The sequence below is a fragment of the Azospirillum sp. P4_B5 genome (assembly GCF_056402275.1).
On sequence record NZ_JBFUHT010000019.1, the window covers coordinates 127,272 to 143,226 of the forward strand.

14 protein-coding genes are annotated in these 15,955 nt (G+C 68.2%); 13 read left to right on the forward strand and 1 reads right to left on the reverse strand.

Annotated elements, in window-relative coordinates; all coding sequences use genetic code 11:
* Positions 1-36 precede the first annotated feature (36 nt).
* The 9 genes from AC1DVI_RS16850 (at position 37) to AC1DVI_RS16890 (ending at position 10,033) form a co-directional block, all read left to right on the forward strand.
* Positions 37-1,755 carry a long-chain-fatty-acid--CoA ligase gene (locus AC1DVI_RS16850; RefSeq protein WP_476958936.1) on the forward strand — a complete coding sequence of 573 codons (1,719 nt, stop codon included), beginning with the start codon at positions 37-39 and terminating at the stop codon, positions 1,753-1,755.
* Between the two features lie 135 nt (positions 1,756-1,890).
* Positions 1,891-2,283 carry a MerR family transcriptional regulator gene (locus tag AC1DVI_RS16855; RefSeq protein WP_094302185.1) on the forward strand — a complete coding sequence of 131 codons (393 nt, stop codon included), beginning with the start codon at positions 1,891-1,893 and terminating at the stop codon, positions 2,281-2,283.
* Between the two features lie 46 nt (positions 2,284-2,329).
* On the forward strand, positions 2,330-2,842 hold the full coding sequence (locus tag AC1DVI_RS16860; RefSeq protein ID WP_476958937.1) for a thioesterase family protein: 513 nt from the start codon (positions 2,330-2,332) through the stop codon (positions 2,840-2,842).
* 75 nt (positions 2,843-2,917) lie between these two features.
* Positions 2,918-3,802 carry a VOC family protein gene (locus AC1DVI_RS16865; protein WP_476958938.1) on the forward strand — a complete coding sequence of 295 codons (885 nt, stop codon included), beginning with the start codon at positions 2,918-2,920 and terminating at the stop codon, positions 3,800-3,802.
* A 133-nt stretch (positions 3,803-3,935) separates the two neighbouring features.
* Complete coding sequence (locus AC1DVI_RS16870; RefSeq protein ID WP_476958939.1) at positions 3,936-5,171, forward strand: MFS transporter; 1,236 nt, start codon at positions 3,936-3,938, stop codon at positions 5,169-5,171.
* Positions 5,172-5,271: 100 nt separating this feature from the next.
* Positions 5,272-5,835: a 1,2-dihydroxy-3-keto-5-methylthiopentene dioxygenase gene (locus AC1DVI_RS16875; protein WP_476958940.1), complete on the forward strand. Its 564-nt coding sequence runs from the start codon at positions 5,272-5,274 to the stop codon at positions 5,833-5,835.
* Positions 5,836-5,953: 118 nt separating this feature from the next.
* Positions 5,954-6,778 (forward strand): hemerythrin domain-containing protein, encoded by an 825-nt coding sequence (locus AC1DVI_RS16880; protein ID WP_476958941.1) that lies wholly within the window; start codon positions 5,954-5,956, stop codon positions 6,776-6,778.
* Positions 6,779-7,199: 421 nt separating this feature from the next.
* Positions 7,200-8,474, forward strand: coding sequence for a type III PLP-dependent enzyme (locus tag AC1DVI_RS16885; protein ID WP_476958942.1), 1,275 nt, complete (start codon positions 7,200-7,202; stop codon positions 8,472-8,474).
* A gap of 140 nt (positions 8,475-8,614) precedes the next feature.
* Entirely contained in the window at positions 8,615-10,033 is a 1,419-nt protein-coding gene (locus AC1DVI_RS16890) for a homospermidine synthase (RefSeq protein WP_476958943.1), read from the forward strand.
* A 42-nt stretch (positions 10,034-10,075) separates the two neighbouring features.
* Here the strand turns inward: AC1DVI_RS16890 and cbiB are convergent, their stop codons facing one another.
* A complete protein-coding gene (gene cbiB / locus AC1DVI_RS16895; protein WP_476958944.1) occupies positions 10,076-11,038 on the reverse strand; it encodes an adenosylcobinamide-phosphate synthase CbiB in 963 nt (320 codons plus the stop codon).
* A 34-nt stretch (positions 11,039-11,072) separates the two neighbouring features.
* Between cbiB and cobD the strand changes: the two genes are divergently transcribed.
* From cobD to AC1DVI_RS16915, 4 genes are all read left to right on the forward strand, one after another.
* Positions 11,073-12,098 (forward strand): threonine-phosphate decarboxylase CobD, encoded by a 1,026-nt coding sequence (cobD, locus tag AC1DVI_RS16900; RefSeq protein WP_476958945.1) that lies wholly within the window; start codon positions 11,073-11,075, stop codon positions 12,096-12,098.
* A gap of 155 nt (positions 12,099-12,253) precedes the next feature.
* A complete protein-coding gene (locus AC1DVI_RS16905; protein ID WP_476958946.1) occupies positions 12,254-13,855 on the forward strand; it encodes a sensor domain-containing diguanylate cyclase in 1,602 nt (533 codons plus the stop codon).
* 253 nt (positions 13,856-14,108) lie between these two features.
* Entirely contained in the window at positions 14,109-14,660 is a 552-nt protein-coding gene (locus AC1DVI_RS16910; protein WP_476958947.1) for a PAS domain-containing protein, read from the forward strand.
* Positions 14,635-15,942: a methyl-accepting chemotaxis protein gene (locus tag AC1DVI_RS16915; protein ID WP_476958948.1), complete on the forward strand. Its 1,308-nt coding sequence runs from the start codon at positions 14,635-14,637 to the stop codon at positions 15,940-15,942. The genes AC1DVI_RS16910 and AC1DVI_RS16915 overlap by 26 nt, the downstream gene beginning before the upstream one ends.
* Positions 15,943-15,955: the final 13 nt, after the last annotated feature.

The window sequence follows — 15,955 nt, forward strand, 5'->3', positions numbered from 1 at the left end:
CTGTCCTGACCCACCGCGCAGCCGGGAGGATCGGAGATGACCGAGAATCTTGCGCGGCGGGGCAGCCTCGGGGACGACACGCCGGCCCATTCCTGGCTGGCCCATTACCCCGAGGGCATCGCCTGGGACCAGCCCATCGCCGTGACCCCGCTGGCCGAACTGTTCGATGAGGCCGCCCGCCGTTACGCCGACCGTCCGTGCCTGGACTTCCTCGGCCGCCGCTACCGCTACGCGGAGGTGCTGGGGCTGGTGAACCGGGCGGCCAAGGGCTTCGCCGCGATGGGGGTGAGGCCAGGTGTGCGGGTGGGGCTGTGCCTGCCGAACACGCCGACCTACGTGATCGCCTATTTCGCGATCCTGAAGGCCGGCGGCACGGTGGTGAACTACAACCCGCTCTACGTCGAGCGGGAGCTGGCGCACCAGATCGAGGATTCCGGGACCGAGATCATGGTCACGCTTGATCTGAAGCAGATCCACCCGCGCATCGAGGCGATGCTGGACCGCACGCGGCTGAAGACGGTGGTCGTCTGCCGCATGGCCTCCATCCTGCCCCCGGTGAAGAGCGTGCTGTTCCGCGTCCTGAAGCGCAGCGAACTGGCCAGCATCCCGCAGGACGGGCGGCATGTGGATTTCGACGCGCTGTTGGCCAACGACGGAGTGATGCCGCCGGTGCGGCTGGACCCGCGGCGCGACGTGGCGGTGCTGCAATACACGGGCGGGACCACCGGCGTGCCCAAGGGGGCGATGCTGACCCACGCCAACCTCGTGGCGAACGCCCGGCAGGTCCAGGCCTGGTTCCCCGGCATGGCGCTGGGGGAGGAGCGGATGCTCGCGGTCCTGCCCTTCTTCCACGTCTTCGCCATGACGGTGATCCTGAACATGGGGCTGGCGGCGGGGGCTGAGCTGGTCATGCTGCCGCGCTTCGACACGCTGCAGGTCCTGAAGACCATCGCGCGGCGCAAGCCCACCCTGCTGCCCGGCGTGCCCACCATGTACAAGGCGCTGCTGAGCCATCCCGACGTGGCGCGCCACCCGATGCGGTCGATCCGCTACTGCATCTCCGGCGGGGCGCCGTTGCCGATGGAGCTGAAGCGCCGGTTCGAGGAGGCCACCGGCTGCGTGCTGGTCGAGGGCTACGGCCTCAGCGAGGCGTCGCCGGTCTGCGCCTGCAACCCGCTGACCGGGGTCAACAAGGAGGGCTCCATCGGCCTGCCGCTGCCCGGCATCATGGTGCAGATCCGCGCGCTCGACGATCCCGACCGCGTCCTGCCGCCGGGCGAGAAGGGGCAGGTCGTGTTGTCCGGCCCCAACGTCATGGCCGGCTACTGGAATAAGGACGAGGAGAGCCGGCGCACCATCGTCGGCGGCTGGCTGTTCACCGGGGACGTCGGGGTGATGGACGAGGACGGCTACGTCTTCCTGCTCGACCGGCTGAAAGACCTGATCATTTGCGGCGGCTACAACGTCTATCCGCGCATGATCGAGGAGGCCATCTACCAGCACCCGGACGTGGTCGCGGTCTGCGTCATCGGCATCCCCGACGACTACCGCGGCCAGAGCCCGAAGGCCTTCGTCCAGCTCCGGCCTGGAGCCAGCCTGACCGCGGAGCGATTGAAGGATTTCCTGCGCGACAGGATCTCGCGGATCGAGATGCCGAAGCTGATCGAATTCCGCGCCGAGCTGCCCAAGACGGCCGTCGGCAAGCTGTCGAAGAAGGAACTGATCGCCGAGAGTTTGGAGAAGCCGGAGGGGTGACGGGGGAAAGGCGCGCGGCTTTGTCACATCGTGGTGTGTGTGGTAGGAACGGAGACGCCGTCCGGCGGTGTGGAACGAGCGGCCCTCGCCCCCACGCCGCCGCGGCGCGACGTGACGGAAGGCGTGCCCCCCACCATGGAACAGCTCTACACGGTGAATCAGTTGGCGGAGGAACTGGGCATCACGCCGCGTGCCCTCCGCTTCTACGAAGTGAAGGGGCTGCTGTCGCCCAACCGCCTGGGCAACAACCGCGTCTACACCAAGCGCGACCGCGCCCGGCTGAAGCTGATCCTGCGGGGCAAGCGGCTGGGCTTCTCGCTGGCGGAGATCCGCGAGTATCTCGACCTCTACAACGTCGATGGCGGGGTGGAGCAGTTGAAGGTTCTGCAGAAGCGCATCGACGCGCGGCTGAAGGACCTGGAGCAGCAGCGCCAGGACCTGGAGGCGACCGTGGGCGAACTGCGGGAGATCGAGGCCCAGGTGCAGGCCGCGCTGGACGAGCGCGGATTGGCGTCCAAGAGCGCCTGAGCCGGTGCGGTCCCGTCCGCCCGGCCGGGCCGGAGGGGATAGGGTTATGAATTTGCTGTTCCGCCTGATTGCCGTCATCGTGGCCGCTCTGACCGGTCGGCCGGTGGGGTTCCTGGAACCGGCGCGGCTGCGCTTCCGGGTGTGGCCGACCGACCTCGACCTCAACATGCACATGACCAACGCCCGCTATTTCAGCGTCATGGACCTGGGGCGGGTCGATCTGATGCTGCGCTCCGGGATGGGGCGGTCGATCCTGCGTCACCGCTGGCAACCGGTGATCGGCGCCGCCAACCTGCGCTTCCGCCGTCCGCTGGCGCCCTTCCAGCGCTTCGAGCTAGCGACCCGCGTGCTGTGCTGGGACGACAAGTATTTCTTCATCGAGCACCGGGTGGAGACCACCGCGGGCACGGCGGCGCTGGCGGTGGTGCAGGGCGCCTTCGTGGCGCGCGGCGCCGTGGTCGCCCCGGCAGAGATTCTAGCGATCCATGGCGAGCACAGAGAATCGCCGCCCATGCCGGATGTCGTCGCTGCATGGCGTGAGCGACCGCTGGCGCCCTGACCCTTGCGTTGCGCCGCCCCCTTGCACTATGGCTGGCCGGACGCGAAAGGCCGGTAAAGCGGAAGGGCAAGGGTCATGGGCGCACACGGAATCAACGGCATCGACCATCTCGTTATCGTCGTCCGCGATCTGGAGAAGGCGCAGGACGCCTATCGCCGCATGGGCTTCACCATCTCGCCGAAGGGCCGTCATGGGGAGCTCAAGTCGGCCAACCACACCATCATGTTCAAGGGCATGTTCGGGGCGGGCGACTATCTGGAACTGCTCGCCATTGAGCAGCCGCACCCCTTCACCGCTTTTTACAGCGACGTGTTGAAGACTCGGGAGGGCATCGCCGCGGCGGCGCTGAAGACCGACGACGCGCGGGTGGCGCAACGCCTCCTGGTCGAGGCCGGCTATCCGGCGGGCGAGCCGGTGGAGTTCGGCCGCCCCGTCGAGCTGCCGGGCGGCGCGCAGCAGGCGCGCTTCACAACGACCCCGATTGACGGTGTGCCGGAGTGGGGCGGGCGGGTCTTCCTGTGCCAGCACCACACCCCCGAGGTGGTCTGGCGTCCGGAGCTGGTCCAGCACGACAACACGGTGACCGGCCTCGCCGCCCTGGTCGTCGCCGCGGACGATCCGGACGCCACCGCAGCCTCCTACGCCCGCCTGTTCGGCACGGTGGTGGAGACGCGGGGGCCGGCGCGCGTCGTGCCGACCGGCAGCGCCCCGATCGTGGTCGCCGACCCCGCCGCGCTTCATTGGGGATGGACCGGCGACCCGGCGCTGGCGGTTGCGCGCCCCTTCCTGGCCGGCATAGTGCTGACGGTGGCCGACCTGGAGCGCGCCCAGCAGGCGCTTCAGAAGAGCAAGTTCCCGACCGTCGTCGGCAACGGCGTGCTGCGCGTGTCATCCGCCAGCGCCTGCGGCGCCATGCTCGCCTTCGCCAAGGATTTCGACCTCGGCGCGCTGATCCCCTGACCCAGCCGGCCGCCGGTTTGTCATAACGGAATCATATTGCTGCACTGCGTCCGATCCGTTGGACAGGACGCCGTGGCGGGCGCACATTCCCCTCCTGCGTGCATGCTGCAGCGCATCATGGGGACGGACCGACGTGGCGGACGGCGATTTCGGCAGGGTTCAGATCGAACCGGCGGGGCAGGGGGCGGCGGCGAATTACCTCGTCGCCGGCACGCCGGCCTACAAGCGGGCGAGCCGTATCCTCTTCGTGGCCGGTTTCTCCACCTTCGCCGCGCTCTACTGCGTACAGCCGCTGATGCCGGAGTTCACGCGGGAGTTCGGCGTCACGCCGGCGCAGTCCAGCCTCGCGCTGTCGGTGTCCACTGGCGTTCTGGCCTTCGCCCTTCTGATCGCCGGGGCGGTGTCCGACCGGTTCGGACGCAAGGCGATCATGGCGCTTTCCCTGCTCGCCTCCGGCACGCTGGGCATCAGCGGGGCGATGGCGCCGGACTGGGCCTCGCTGCTGCTGGTGCGGGCGCTGGAAGGGATGGCTCTCAGCGGCCTTCCCGCCGTCGCCATGGCCTATGTGTCGGAGGAGGTGGACCCGCGCTCCGCCGGGGTCACCATGGGCCTGTACATCGGCGGAACGGCGCTCGGCGGCATGTCGGGCCGGGCGCTGACGGCTCTGGTGGCGGACGTCGCGTCCTGGCGCATGGCGATGGGGGTAATCGGCACGCTCGGGATCGCCGCCGCGCTGGCGGTGTGGTTCGCGCTTCCCACGTCGCGCAATTTCCAGCGTCGGCCGGCGGGCATGCGGGAACTGGCGGCGGCATGGCGCGGGCATCTGATGGATCGCGGGCTGCTCGCCCTGTTCGCCATGGGGTTCCTGTCCATGGGGGCCTTCGTCACCGTCTTCAACTACATCGGCTTCCGCCTGCTGGGGCCGCCTTTCGATCTCCGCCCGGCGGCGGTCGGGGCGGTCTTCACGGTCTATCTCTGCGGGGTCGTCAGCTCGCCGCTGTTCGGTGGGCTGGCGGTGCGGCTGGGGCGCGGGCGGGTGCTGGCCGCTGCTGCGGCGATGATGGCGGCCGGGCTGGCGCTGATGACCCCGGACAGCCTGTGGACGATGACGCCGGGGATCGCCCTGTTCACCTTCGCCTTCTTCGGGGTCCACACCATCGCCTCCGGCTGGATCGGGCAACGGGCGCCGGTCAACCGCGGGCAGGCCTCGGCGATCTATCTGTTCTGCTACTACATGGGCTCCACCATCGCCGGGACACTGGGCGGCGTCTTCTGGCACGGGTTCGGGTGGGCCGGAGTCGGCGGATTCGTCGGGCTTCTGCTGGCGGTCGGCGTGATCGTGGCGCTGGGGCTGGCGCTGCGCCGCTGATTCGTTCGTTGCGCGCATACTGAGGTATGGCTTTAACCGTTTTGGTTGCGCCGGGCGCCGCTTCGCCTCATTCTGGGTGCATCTGCACAACGAGGCGGCCATGGCACGTTTGTCCGTCTACAGCGACACCGATCCCACCGTTGTGGAACTGTCGTCCGCCGACCCGGCGCTGGTCACTGCCCATCTGGCGCTCGCCGGCGTGCTGTTCGAGCGCTGGCAGGAGCCCCGGGCCGTCCCCGACGCCGCCGACGCCCAGGCGGTGCTGGAGGCCTACGCCGGGCCGGTGGCGGCCCTGAAGGAGGCGCGGGGCTTCCAATCCGCCGACGTGGTGCGGATGCCGCGCGGCCTGCCGGACGCGGCGGCCCGCCGCGCCGCCTTCCTCGCGGAACACACCCACGACGAGGACGAGGCCCGCTTCTTCGTGCAGGGCGGCGGCGCCTTCTACCTGCACATGGAGGAGAAGGTGTTCCGCATCGTCTGCGGTGCCGGCGACCTGCTGAGCATCCCGGCGCGGACGAAGCATTGGTTCGACATGGGGCCGGACCCGGAGTTCACCGCCATCCGATTCTTCACGCGCCCCGATGGCTGGGTGGCGTCCTTCACCGGCGACGTGATCGCCGACCGATTTCCGAAGTTCGAGCCGGAAACCGGTGCCGTTCCATGACCCAGCCGCCGCCGTTACCTTTCGCCGCAGCCGATTGCGGGCGAAAACCGGTGCTGTTACAAGCCCTTCGGTATCGGCGCCGACCCCATGGCGGCGCGCCACCCGCCTCGGAGGCTCCATGACCACGGACGGCCATACCGTCCCGCGCACGGGCAACGGCTTCATCGACGCGGCCCACAGCTCGCTGATGGACCATGTCGACGCCATCCGCCGCGCGTGCGCGGCCGGCGCTTCCCGTGACTCCATGGTTCCGCGCTTCAGCCGGTTCGCGGACGAGATGCGCATGCATTTCGACCATGAGGAGGTGATCATCCGCGCCGCCGGGTTCACCCGGTGGGAGGAACACGCCAGCCATCACGCGATGCTGGACCAGCAGTTCGGGCGGCTCATCGACTATGTGCGCGACTGCGATGTCACCTCGGACTTCCTGTGCACGGTGGCGGGCACGCTGGACGCCGCGTTGTGTGGGCATGAGATTCGGCATGACGGCGATTATACTGCGCTGGTGCGCGACGCCTCCCTGGCTCCGGAAGGGCGGAGCCTGATCGCCTGGAACAGCGCCTTCGACGTCGGGGTGGGGCCGCTCGACGCGCAGCATCGCCAACTCGCCGACCTTATGAACGAGTTGGACGCGATGAGCCGCCAAGGGGCGCCGACCAGCGAATTGCTGGACCTTCTGGGGCTTCTGCACGACCATGTGCACGCTCATTTCGCCATGGAGGAAGGGGTGCTGCGCCGCGTCGCGCCCGGCCGTTTCGTGGCCCACCGCAACCATCACCGGCAGCTGGAGGGCCAGTTCGCCCGCATCCGCCAGCAGGTGGAGAACGGACGGCTCGACCCCGGCGTCGCGGTGCGCGGCTTTCTGCGCTTCTGGCTGATAGACCATGTGCTCGGTTCCGACCGCCCGACCTTCGCCGAGGCGGCGGACGCGGCGCCCCGCTGATCGCCGCCATCGTTCTGATCCCGGGCCGATACCGGCCTGTCATCAAAAAATCACTTGAATCGCCGGGGAAAAAGCGTAATTCATCGGGGACGACGCACTCGCACGTGCCAATGGCCCTCTGTGGTTATGCAACGACGTACCGCGTCCTTTTTGGCAGAACCGGTCATCAGTGGGCCGGTCCCGAGAGGGAGGTAGGCATGTTGGCTCTCCACGGCAGGGCTCTCAGACGGTAGCCCATAGCCGGACATCGACGCTTTGAACCTGCGGAGCTGTTAGCCCGCTCGTGAGCGTTTGACCCGGCTTTTCTCCGTCACCTTTCACCACAACCCGAATTCCGGTCCGCGGCTTTGAAGGCCGTGTCGGATTCCCGTCTGTTCGCTGGACCGCCCCGCGCCGGGTGGCCCAGGGTAAGGAGTGCGCCATGGGCTTCATCCGTTCCCGTTCCGCCGTCGCCCCGCTTCGCCGCGGCGTTTCCGTCTCCGCCCCGTCCTTCGGCGCTTCGCCGGTGTCGGACCGCCGCACCTCCGTCCATCAGGCGGTGGCGCTGGCCCGTCCCGAGGAGCCGATGCACTGCATCCGTCCTGGCGTCCTGGCCGACACCGCGTCCAGCTTCGTCGCCGCTTTCGACGCCGCCGTGTCGGGCGACGTGCTCTACGCCGTGAAGTGCAACCCGGAGCCGGCGGTGCTGCGCGCCCTGTGGGCCGGCGGCGTGCGCCATTTCGACGTCGCCTCGCCCGGCGAGATCCGTCTGATCCGCCAGATGTTCCCGGACGCGGTGCTGCATTACATGCACCCGGTGAAGGGGCGCGAGGCGATCCGCTCCGCCTACCAGCAGTACGGCGTGCGCGACTTCGTGCTCGACAGCATGGAGGAGCTGCAGAAGATCCTGGAGGAGACGGGCGACGCCCAGGACCTCGGCCTCGTCGTGCGTCTGGCCCTGCCCAAGGGCAACGCGGTCTACGACCTGTCCGGCAAGTTCGGCGCCCCGGCGGCCGAGGCGGTCGAGCTGCTCCAGGCGGTGCGGATGGTCGCCCCGAAGGTCGGCGTGTCCTTCCATGTCGGCTCGCAGATGCTCGACCCGTCTGCTTACGAGCGGGCGCTGGAGCTGGCCGGCCGCATCATCGCGGAGTCGGGCGTGGTGATCGACGTTCTGGATGTCGGTGGCGGCTTCCCCGTCTCCTACCCGGGCGTCACCCCGCCGCCGCTCGGCGACTTCATGGAGGCCATCGCCCGCGGCGTGGCGAAGCTCGACCTGCCGGCCCATTGCCGCGTCTGGTGCGAGCCGGGCCGCGCGCTGGTCGCGCCGGGCGTGTCGCTGGTCGTGCAGGTGGTGAAGCGCCGCGGCAACGAGCTGTTCATCAACGACGGCGTCTACGGCGCCCTGTCGGACGCCGGCGTCCCCGGCTTCCGCTTCCCGGCCCGCATGATCCGTCCGTTCGCGCCGATGGGGGACGAGCCGGTGGAGGCCTTCGCCTTCTACGGCCCGACCTGCGACAGCGCGGACCGCATGAACGGCCCGTTCCACCTGCCGGCGGACATCCGTGCCGGAGACTGGATCGAGCTGGGCCAGCTGGGGGCTTACGGCTCCTGCCTGCGCACCGCCTTCAACGGGTTCGACCAAGCCCGCGTGGTCGAGGTTTCGGACGCGCCGCTGCTGGAAACACCCGGCTATGTTCTGAAGAGCTGCGTGGCATAAGTCCCGCATCGCGGGAAAGCTGTGGATATCCCTAAAAAATCACCGTAAACCATCGTTGGTCCGCCACCCTCCGCCTTTGCAAGAGGCGCGAGGGTGACGGGCTGTATTTCTGTCACGCCAACCACGGGGGACCGTCTTAGATGACCCTGGACACCAAGCACATCACCTTCACCGGCCGCATGGTCATTGTCGGCTTCGGATCGATTGGCCAGGGAGTGTTGCCCCTGATTTTGCGCCACATCGGAATCACGAAGGACCAGATCACCATCGTCACCGCCGAGGAGCGCGGTCATGCCGAGGCGGATGAGCTTGGCGTCAAATTCATCAACCTGCCGCTGACGAAGGAGAATTACGCCCAGGTGCTTGAGCCCATGCTGGGCAAGGGCGATTTCCTGGTCAACCTGTCGGTGGACGTGTCGTCCGTCGCCCTGTTCGAGTTCTGCCACAAGGTCGGCGCGCTCTACATCGACACTTGCGTCGAGCCGTGGGCCGGCGGCTACACCGATCCGTCCCTGTCGCCGTCGCTGCGCTCCAACTACGCCCTGCGTGAGACCGCGCTGTCGCACCGCGCCGCCTTCGAGGGCGGGCCGACCGCCGTTCTGACCCATGGCGCGAACCCCGGCCTCGTCTCGCATTTCGTGAAGCAGGCGCTGCTCAACGTCGCCGAGGACACCGGCGAATCGACGGAGGTCCCGAAGGACCGCGCCGGCTGGGGCGCTCTGGCCGCCAAGCTGGGCGTCAAGGTGATCCACATCGCCGAGCGCGACACCCAGGTGTCCAATGAGCCGAAGAAGGTGGGCGAGTTCGTCAACACCTGGTCGATCGACGGCTTCGTCGGCGAGGGTTGCCAGCCCACCGAACTCGGCTGGGGCAGCCACGAGAAGCATTTCCCCGTGGACGGGCGCCGCCACGAGTTCGGCTGCGACGCCGCCATCTATCTGATGCGGCCCGGTGCCTCCACCCGCGTGCGCACCTGGACCCCGCTGGAGGGGCCGTTCCACGGCTTCCTCATCACCCACAGCGAGGCGATCTCCATCGCCGACTACTACACCCAGCGCGATGGCAACCACGTCACCTACCGCCCGACCGTGCATTACGCCTATCACCCCTGCGACGACGCGGTGAAGTCGGTGCACGAACTGGCCGGCAAGAACTGGTACATGCAGCCGAGCCAGCGCCTGATGATGCATGAGATCGTCAGCGGCACCGATGAGTTGGGCGTGCTGCTGATGGGCCACAAGAAGGGCATCTACTGGTTCGGTTCCCGCCTGGGCATCGACGAGGCGCGCGCTCTGGTGCCCTACAACAACGCGACATCGCTGCAGGTGACGGTGGCGGTCCTGGCCGGCATCGTCTGGGCGCTGGAGAATCCCAACCGTGGCATCGTCGAGCCGGACGAGATCGACTTCCAGCGCATCCTGGAGATCGCCAAGCCCTATCTCGGCGAGCTGGTCGGCGCCTATGGCGACTGGACTCCGCTCCAGGACCGCGAGCGCCTGTTCCCCGAGGACATCGACCACGACGATCCCTGGCAGTTCAAGAACTTCCGGGTTGTCTGATTGGGAAAGGGGCTCTTCGGAGCCCCTTTTCCTTTGGCGCGCTCAGAGGGTCAGCGCCAGCAACAGCGCGCCCGCGACCAGGGCGATGCAGGCGCGCCGGTAGAGGTGAAGGGCGCGGGTGATGTCCTGCGCGGTGGCGGCGGTGCGGCCCGGCCCCATCCAGGCGTCCTCGATCCGCACGTCGCCATAGACCCGAGGCCCGCCGAGCCGGAGGTCCAGCGCCCCGGCCATCGCCGCCTCCGGCCAGCCGGCGTTGGGGGAGCGGTGGCGGTGGGCGTCGCGCCGCACCGACCGCCAGGACTCGGCGGCGTCGGCCCCCTCGGTGAAGCGGGCGGCGACCCAGATCAGCAGCGCCGACAGGCGGGAGCCGGGCAGGTTGACCAGATCGTCCAGCCGCGCCGCGGCCCAGCCGAACGCCTCGTGCCGGGGCGTGCGGTGCCCGATCATGCTGTCCGCGGTGTTGATCGCCTTGTAGAGCGCGATTCCCGGCAGCCCGCCGACCAGAAGCCAGAAGGCCGGCGCCACCACCCCGTCCGAGAAGTTCTCCGACAGGCTTTCGATGGCGGCGCGGCTCACCCCATGCTCGTCCAGGCTCGCCGGGTTGCGGCCGACGATGCGCGACACGGCCTCGCGCGCCGCCTCCAGCCCGCCGTCGCGGAAGGCGGCGGCGACCGCCGCGACATGGTCGTGCAGGCTGCGCTGCGCCAGCAGGGTGGAGGCCAGCGCCGCTTCAAGGAGGCCGCCGAGCGGCAGATGCCGGCACAGCCCGGCTACCGCCGACGCCGCGCCACCCACCATCAGCAGCAGGACGAGCAGAGCCAGCACCCCCGCCGCCTTGCGAATGGCGAAAGAATCACGCTCCCGGTTGAGCGCGCGGTCAAGCTGGGCGATAAGCGCCCCGATCCACACCACCGGGTGGCGGATTTGGGCGTAGAGTGCGTCCGGATAGCCGACGGCGGCCTCGATGAGGAGAGCGGCGGCGAGCACGGACGGATGAAGCTCCACGGGATCGAATCCTCTGGGGAAGGGAAGGGGCGGGATGATGGCGGAATCGGCGGCGGGGTCCAAGAGGATCATCCATGGCGGAGACCTCGACGCTGCGCGGGCGGCCTTTCCGGGGGCGCCGGAACCCTGGGTGGACCTGTCCACGGGTATCAACCCCTGGCCCTATCCGCTTCCCGCCATCCCGGCCGAGGCCTGGACGCGGCTGCCGGGCCGCTCCGCTGAAACGGCGCTGCGCGAGGCCGCGGCCGTTTGTTATGGAGCGCCGTCGCCGGACAGCGTCGCCGCCGCGGGTGGCTCCCAGGCGCTGATTCAACTCCTGCCGCGGCTGCGGCCGCCGGGAACGGTCGCCGTGCTGGGGCCGACCTACGCCGAGCACGCCGCGGCCTGGGCCAAGGCGGGCCATCGCGTAACGGAGGTGATGTCGCTGGAAGCCTGTGGCGGCGCCGACGTGATGGTCGTCGTGAACCCGAACAACCCGGATGGACGCATCGTCCCGCCGGAAACCCTGCTGGCCCTGGCGGAGCGGCAGGCGGCTCGCGGCGGCTGGCTGGTGGTGGACGAAGCCTTCGCTGAGGTCGCCCCGGAGTGCAGCGTTGCTGCTGAGGCCGGGCGCGCCGGGCTGGTCATCCTGCGCTCCTTCGGCAAGTTCTTCGGGCTGGCTGGGGTGCGGCTCGGCTTTCTGCTCGGCGAACCGGCGCTGGTGGGGGCCTTGCGCACGGCCATGGGACCTTGGGCGGTGTCTGGTCCGGCGCTGGCCGTCGCCACCGCGGCCTTGTCGGATTCGGCATGGATCGCCGCTACCCGGCACCGTCTGGCCGACGCGGCGGCCCGCTTCGACGCCCGGCTGGCGGGCGTGGGGGTGCGCGTCGCCGGAGGGACATCGCTCTTTCGTCTCATTGACGATTCCCAGGCTGCCGGGCTTTACAACGCGTTGGGCCGGGCCGGGGTGCTGGTGCGCCGCTTCGACTATCGGCAGGATTGGCTGAGGCTGGGATTGCCGGCGGACAGGGCAGCCGAAGACCGTGTGACGGCTGCATGCGAAATGTTCAAAATCCGATAGATTTTGTGCTCAAGATAGGCGATCACCACCATAGCGCGACAAGATGGCACACAGGGGCAAAAAGGTGCATCGGCTAACTTACTCCTGGTTTGCCTTATCGTGGCGCAAGAAACTTCCATGACGCTGTGGGGGCCACGCTGGATTCGGTCGGTACAATGAGTCCTTCTGGGGATGCGGAGGAAACCCGTGTTGCGCTGTGGCGTGTGTTCGACACGCTGCCGACGGGGGTCTGCGTCACCACGGACACAGGGACCATTCTGTACGCCAACCCCGCCCTGCACGGTTTGCTGCGCTATGCTCCCGGCGGCCTGACCGGCCTCGGCTTGACCGCGCTGGAGCCGGAGGATGCCTTCCTCCCAACGCCGCCGGACGCGCCGGGCGAGCGGCGGTTGCGCTGCCAGGATGGCGGAATCGTGTGGGTGGCGGAGTCGGTCGGTCCTATTGCAGGTCCGCTGGGTGAGCGGCAGTCGCTGCGGGTCTACACCGACGTCACCCACCACCGGCAGGCGCAAGCCGCGCTGCGCGACCAGCTCCTGATGAAGGAGGTGCTGTTCGAGACGCTGCCGGTTCCCGTTTTCGTGAAGAACGCGGCTGGTGAGTACACGGACTGCAACGACGCCTTCGAGCGCTACACCGGACTTGAGCGTCGGAGCATCGTCGCCAAGACCGCCTTCGCCGTGATGGACCCGCGCATCGCCAAGGCGCACGCCGACCAGGATCACGAGCTGACCGTCAACTGGGGCCAGCGCAGCTACGAGGAGGCGGTTCCCTTCGTCGGCGGCACCACCCGCCTGTCCAGCCTGACCAAGGCCGTCTTCTGCGACAGCACCGGGAACCTGGGCGGCATCGTCGGCGTGATCCACGACCTGACCGAGGGGTTGCCCAGCGAGGAGCGGCTCCAGGCCATCCTGGAGCAGAGCCCGATCGGCGTGTCGGTGTCGCGCCGCGACGATGGCAAGATCATCTTCGTCAACACCCGCTTCGCCGAACTGATCGGTCTGAAGCGCGAGGATCTGATCGGTCGGCAGGCCCGCGACTATTACCTGGACCGGCACCAGCGCGAGCGGGTGATCGATCGCCTGCGCTCCTTCGGGTCGGTGACCAACATGGAGGTGCAGTTCCGCCGGGCCGACGGGTCGTCCTTCTGGACGCTGTTCACGGTCAACCAAGCGGTGATCCAGGGGGTTCAGGTGAATCTCGCCTGGATCTACGACTACACCGACCGCCGGAACATGGAGGAGGCGCTGCGGGACATGGCGTCCCGCGATCCGCTGACGGGAATTTACAACCGGCGTTCCTTCATGGAGTTGGCGCGCTCGCAGCTGGCCCGCGCTCACCGCTTCAGCGAGCCGATGTCGGTCTTCGTGCTGGACGTGGACCATTTCAAGCGCATCAACGACAGCTACGGCCACGCCACCGGCGACGACGCGCTGCGCATGGTGGCCGGCGGCTGTCAGGCCATCCTGCGCGAATACGACATTCTCGGTCGGTTGGGCGGCGAAGAGTTCGTGGTGGTTCTTCCCGGCGCCACCGCGGAGGAATCCCGCGTGGTGGCGGAACGGGTGCGCCGCCACCTGTCCCGCATGGCGATTCCGGGACCCGAAGGCCGGTTCCATTTGACCAGCAGCATCGGCATCTCCGCGCTGGACGGTGCCTACGACACGCTCGAAAAGGCGATCCACCGGGCCGACCTTGCCCTCTACCGGGCCAAGCGCGAAGGGCGAAACCGAGTTGTCGTTTACGAACCGGGCATGTGATCCGCCATTTTAGAGAGGGGATCGGCACGGTTCCGCCCATGAGGGCGGCTTCGTTTTCGCCCCTGACTCAATGTTGCGCGTTTTGTTTCAACCTCTTATACGCGCGACGCATGTGATACAATTTGCCGCAGCCCATCGTCGTCCGTTTTTAAAGCCAACCGATTATTACGTACGCTATGAGTCGATCAACAAAAGGTATTACCAACGGTCGAGTTGGTGGCCTGTTTGTCGCGTGTTTGAAAGGCGGACGGTCATGGCGGTCGGCATAAGAAGCACACACGATACCCTGACCGGACGGGAACGAACCTTTCACCCCGACGAGATCATCGTCTCCAAGACGGATCTCAAGGGACGCATTTCCTACGCCAACGACGTGTTCCTGCGCGTCAGCGGCTACAGTGAATCGGAATTGCTGGGGCGACCGCACAACATCGTCCGCCATCCGGACATGCCGCGCTGCGTCTACAAGCTGCTGTGGACCCGCATCGAGGCCGGAAGCGAAATCTTCGCCTATGTCGTCAATCGGGCGAAGGACGGAGACCATTACTGGGTGTTCGCCCACGTCACGCCGGTTTTCGGCACTTCGGACAGCGGAAACGGGCGGACCATCACCGGCTACCATTCGAGCCGGCGCGTGCCGACGCGCCCCGCGGTGGACGCGGCGGCGGGCCTCTACGCCGCGTTGCGGGCGGAAGAGGCGCGGCACGCCGACCGGAACGCGGCCATGGCGGCCTCCGGTGCCATGCTGGAAAAACTTCTGCGCGACAAGGGCACGAGCTATGACGAGTTTGTCTTCAGTCTCTAAATCGCTCGCCGCCGCCGCTTCGGCCGCCCTGCTGTCGGGGGCACAGGCGGTGTACGGCTTCATGGCCGGCGACACCGTCGTCGCCGCGCTTGGGCTGCTGGCGGTTCTGCCTTGTCTTGCCGCGATCCGCTGGCTGGCGCTCACCAACCGGACCATCCGAAAGGCCAGCACGGTCATCGCGGCGGCGGAGAAGGGGGATCTTCAGCCGCGCATCCTGAACATCCAGGGGGGCAGCCCGATCGCGGACATGCTGCGGACCATCAACCGTCTGCTGGACCGCGTCGAGTCCTTCGGGAAAGAGGCCAACGCCGCCATGCAGCATGCGGCGGAGGGGCAATATTACCGGCGCATCGTGATGACCGGCATGGTCGGGGAGTTCGGCGCCTACGCCCGCCAGATCAACGACGGGCTGGCGGCCATGGACGGCAAGAGCCGCGAGTTCATCGAGAGCGCCACCCGCATCGGCGCCAACATCAGGGAGGTGGCGCAGAGCCTGTCGGCCAGCGCCGCCCAGCTTGAAGCGTCCTCCACCGCCATGACGGCAACCGCCGCCACAGCCAGCGAGCAATCCTTCTCCGCGGCCTCCGCGGCGGAGCAGGTGTCCTCGAATGTGGACGGCGTGGCCGCGGCGACCGGGGAGGTGTCCGGCGCCATCGGCGAGGTGGCCCAGGGCGTGTCCCGCACCGCCGATCTCGCCCGCAGCTCGGTGCAGAAGGTGCGGGAGGCGGACGCCACCATCCGGTCGCTTCTGGCCGCCTCCGACCAGATCGGCGCGGTCGTTCAGCTCATCAACGACATCGCCAGCCAGACCAACCTGCTGGCCCTCAACGCGACCATCGAGGCGGCGCGGGCCGGGGAGGCCGGGAAGGGGTTTGCCGTGGTGGCGACGGAAGTGAAGAACCTCGCCAATCAGACGGCCAAGGCGACCGAGGACATCGCCGCCCAAATCGCCCAGGTCCAGTCGGTGACCCGCGACACGGCGGCGGTGATCCAGCATGTCGGCGGCATGATCCACGACATCGACGAGATCGCCGTGGGCATCGCCGGTGCCGCCGAACAGCAGAGCGCGGCGATCGATGAGATCAGCCGCTCCATCCGCGAGGCATCGGCCGGCGTGCGCACCGTCGCCGACGCGGTGACCAGCGTGTCTTCCGGTGCGCAGGACGCCAGTGCCGCCGCCAGCCAAGTGCTCTCGTCGGCCGGGGAACTGGCGCGGCGCGCCGTGACGCTGAACGGCGACATCGACAATTTCGTCGCGCGCGTTTGCGGTGGTCAGCGTTGACGATCGGCGACGG

Excerpts from the sequence above, each read along its gene's own strand:
- AC1DVI_RS16850 (WP_476958936.1), top strand. The coding sequence starts at position 37 with ATGACCGAGAATCTTGCGCGGCGGGGCAGCCTCGGGGACGACACGCCG.
- AC1DVI_RS16855 (WP_094302185.1), top strand. The coding sequence starts at position 1,891 with ATGGAACAGCTCTACACGGTGAATCAGTTGGCGGAGGAACTGGGCATC.
- AC1DVI_RS16860 (WP_476958937.1), top strand. The coding sequence starts at position 2,330 with ATGAATTTGCTGTTCCGCCTGATTGCCGTCATCGTGGCCGCTCTGACC.
- AC1DVI_RS16865 (WP_476958938.1), top strand. The coding sequence starts at position 2,918 with ATGGGCGCACACGGAATCAACGGCATCGACCATCTCGTTATCGTCGTC.
- AC1DVI_RS16875 (WP_476958940.1), top strand. The coding sequence starts at position 5,272 with ATGGCACGTTTGTCCGTCTACAGCGACACCGATCCCACCGTTGTGGAA.
- AC1DVI_RS16880 (WP_476958941.1), top strand. The coding sequence starts at position 5,954 with ATGACCACGGACGGCCATACCGTCCCGCGCACGGGCAACGGCTTCATC.
- AC1DVI_RS16885 (WP_476958942.1), top strand. The coding sequence starts at position 7,200 with ATGGGCTTCATCCGTTCCCGTTCCGCCGTCGCCCCGCTTCGCCGCGGC.
- AC1DVI_RS16890 (WP_476958943.1), top strand. The coding sequence starts at position 8,615 with ATGACCCTGGACACCAAGCACATCACCTTCACCGGCCGCATGGTCATT.
- cobD (WP_476958945.1), top strand. The coding sequence starts at position 11,073 with ATGATGGCGGAATCGGCGGCGGGGTCCAAGAGGATCATCCATGGCGGA.
- AC1DVI_RS16905 (WP_476958946.1), top strand. The coding sequence starts at position 12,254 with ATGAGTCCTTCTGGGGATGCGGAGGAAACCCGTGTTGCGCTGTGGCGT.
- AC1DVI_RS16910 (WP_476958947.1), top strand. The coding sequence starts at position 14,109 with ATGGCGGTCGGCATAAGAAGCACACACGATACCCTGACCGGACGGGAA.
- AC1DVI_RS16915 (WP_476958948.1), top strand. The coding sequence starts at position 14,635 with ATGACGAGTTTGTCTTCAGTCTCTAAATCGCTCGCCGCCGCCGCTTCG.